This window comes from Rhizobacter sp. P3_C12, from assembly GCF_056402735.1.
Window position 1 is genome coordinate 1 of sequence record NZ_JBFUGW010000459.1, and the last position, 3090, is coordinate 3090.

Annotated in this window: 3 protein-coding genes; 2 read left to right on the forward strand and 1 reads right to left on the reverse strand. The window is 73.1% G+C overall.

Annotated features, from left to right (window positions below; genetic code table 11):
• A partial coding sequence (locus tag AC1DXV_RS33135; protein WP_477937770.1) for a winged helix-turn-helix domain-containing protein occupies nucleotides 1-383 on the forward strand: 383 nt, incomplete at its 5' end.
• Nucleotides 384-413: 30 nt separating this feature from the next.
• Nucleotides 414-2525: a PAS domain S-box protein gene (locus AC1DXV_RS33140; RefSeq protein ID WP_477937772.1), complete on the forward strand. Its 2112-nt coding sequence runs from the start codon at nucleotides 414-416 to the stop codon at nucleotides 2523-2525.
• On the opposite strand, the gene AC1DXV_RS33145 is transcribed toward AC1DXV_RS33140, so the two are convergent.
• On the reverse strand, nucleotides 2482-3090 hold a 609-nt coding region (locus AC1DXV_RS33145), incomplete at its 5' end, for a helix-turn-helix domain-containing protein (protein WP_477937774.1). The genes AC1DXV_RS33140 and AC1DXV_RS33145 overlap by 44 nt on opposite strands.

Here is a 3090-nt window from a genome sequence, read left to right on the forward strand (position 1 = left end):
TGGCTGCCCCGGCGCTCGTCGCTCCAGCCCCGGCCGCGCCGGCGGCCGCGGCGCCGGCCGCCCCTGAACGGCTGCGCTTCCTCGACTGGGAGCTCGACCTCGCCGCACGCCGGCTGGCCAGCCGCGGCGGCGTCGAGGTTGCGCTCACCAGCGGCGAGTTCGACCTGCTGAGCGTGTTCGTGCGCCACCCGGGCCGCGTGCTGTCGCGCGATTTCCTGCTCGAGAGCACGCGCGGCCGCGAGGCCGCGCCGTTCGACCGCACGATCGACGTGCAGGTCGGCCGCCTGCGCAAAAAGCTCGAGGCCGACCCCGAGAGCCCGCAGCTGATCAAGTCGGTGCGCAGCGCCGGCTACATGCTCGCGGTGCCGGTGGTTGGTGCCTGAGTGCTTCGGCGCCTGAACGACGAGCTGCCGATGCCACACCGCCTGCCGCCACCCACGCCGGAAGAGGGCCGCCTGTTCCGCTCGCTGTTCGCCGCCTATCCCGATGCCTTGCTGCTGGCCGATGCCCAGGGCGTGATCGTGCGCGCCAACCCGGCCGCCGCGGCCCTGCTGGGCTACGCGGTCGACGAGCTGCCCGGCATGCCGGTCGATGCGCTGGTGCCCGACAGCGTCCGCCCGCACCATGCGGGCTACCGCGACGGCTACGGCAAGAACCCGAAGCCGCGGCCGATGGGCACGCAGCTGGAGCTGGCCGCGCGCCGCAAGGATGGCAGCGAGGTGATCGTCGAGATCGCGCTCAGCCCGCTGACGGACGACGGCCTGCCGTACGTGGTCGCGGCGATCCGTGGCATCGCGGCCTACCCGCGGGTGCAGCAGGCGCTGCAGCAGGCCCGCTACAGCGAATACGTCGCCAAGCTCGCGCGGCTGGCGGTCGATACCCGCGACCCGCAGGCGCTGCTGCGCCAGGTGCCGCAGATCGCGGCCGAGGGGCTGCAGGTCGAGACCGCCGTCGTGTACCTGCTGGAGCCCGACCGGCGCGAGTTCCGGCTCGCCGCCGGCGTCGGCCTGGCCGGCGCGGAGACCGAGGGCCAGCGCGTGCCGAACCGGCGCGACACGCCGCCCGGCTTCGTGGTGGCCGAGGGCCGGCCGGTGCTGGTGTCGGACTACGCACGCGAGACGCGCTTCCAGGTGCCGGCCGACTACCTGCAGCGCGGGCTGGTCAGCGCGCTGGTGGTGCCGCTGTCCGACCGCGGCAGCATCGTCGGCACGCTGGCGGTGCGCACCCGCGAGGCGCGCCGCTTCGGTGACGACGAGGTCCGTTTCCTCGATTCGCTGTCCAGCCTGCTGGCCTCCAGCCTGCAGCGCGCGCAGACCGAGGAGCAGCTGAGCCATGCGCAGCGCATGGAGAGCGTCGGCCAGCTGACCGGCGGCATCGCGCACGACTTCAACAACCTGCTGACGGTGATCCAGGGCAACCTGCAGGTGCTCGAGTTCGAGCCGCAGGTGGCCGACGAGCCGCGGCTGCAGCAGATGCTGGGGGCCGCCAAGCGCGCGGCCCGGCGCGGCGCCGAGCTCACCGGCAAGCTGCTCGCGTTCTCGCGCCGCCAGCGGCTGGTGCCGTCGCGCGTGGAGCCGGCGCTGCTGCTGCGCTCGCTGGCCGACATGCTGCATCGCACGCTCGACGAGCGGGTGCAGATCGTCGTCGATGCGGCCGATGACTGCCCGGGCTGCCGGGCCGACCCGGGCCAGCTCGAATCCGCGCTGCTCAACATCGCGATCAATGCCCGCGACGCGATGCCCGAGGGCGGCACGCTGTCGTTCGCATGCCGGCCCTGCCGGCGCGTGCCGGCGCCGCTGGCGGCAGACCTCGGCGAGGTGGCGCAGCGCGACGACGGCTTCGTCGAGATCAGCGTCTCGGACACCGGGCATGGCATGTCCGAAGCGGTGCGCGACCGCGCGTTCGAGCCGTTCTTCACGACCAAGGAGGCCGGCCGCGGCACCGGCCTGGGCCTCAGCACGGTGTACGGCTTCGCGAAGCAGTCGAACGGCGCGGTGGCCCTCGATTCGGCGCCCGGTGCCGGCACGCGGGTCACGCTGTACCTGCCGCGCTTCGATGCGCCCGGCCAGGCTCGGACGCAGGGCGCGGCCGATGCGCCGGCGCAGCTGCCGCCGGGCCTGCGCGTGATGCTGGTGGAGGACGACCCGGAGGTGCTCGCGGTGTGCCGCAGCTTCCTGCGCGCGCTGCAGTGCGAGGTGACGGCCCATTCGAGCGCCGAGCCCGCGCTGGCGGCGCTGGAGGGCGAGCAGGCGGTCGACCTGCTGCTCAGCGACGTGATCCTGGGGGCCGGCCTGCGCGGCACCGAACTCGCGCGGCGTGCGGTGGCCTTGCGGCCGGGGCTCGCGGTGCTGCTGATGTCGGGTTATTCGTCGGAGGCGATGGTCGGCGACAGCAGCGCCGGGCTGCCGTGGGAGCTGCTGCGCAAGCCGTACTCGCGCGAGGAGCTCTGCGAGGCGATGGTGCGTGCGCTCGGGCGGGCCATCACTGCAGCACCCGCGAAGCCGGCGTCATCGCCGCCTGGATGAACGACGCGAGCGCCTCGGTGCTGGCGATGCACAGGTCGCGCCGGCCCTTCTCGGTGAAGCGGATCACGTTGCTGCGCGCCATGCGCGACAGCGCGCGGCTGACGCTCTCGAGCGTCATGCCGAGGTAGTTGCCGATCTCGGCGCGCGTCATGCGCAGCGTGATCTGGTCGGCGCGCAGGCCGCGCTGCGACAGCGATTCGGCCCAGTAGCGCAGGAAGTCGGCGACGCGCGCATCGGCCGGCAGTGTGCCCAGCGACAGCAGCGAATCGCGGTCGCGCGAGATCTCGCGGCTCATCGCGGCGTGCAGCAGGCCGAGCAGCGCGGGTTGGCGCACGGCCGCCAGCAGCAGCGTGTCGTAGCGGATCGCCCAGACCTCGCCGGTGTCCATCGCGATCGCATCGCAGCCGTACTGGCCGTGGGCGATGCCGTCGAAGCCCATCCAGTCGCCCTTGAAGTGCAGGCCGACGACCTGCTCGCGCCCGTCGGCCGCGATGTTCAGCGTCTTGAAGAAGCCGGAGTTGATGATGTACAGGCACTGGAAGTCCTGGCCGCCCTGGAACACCGT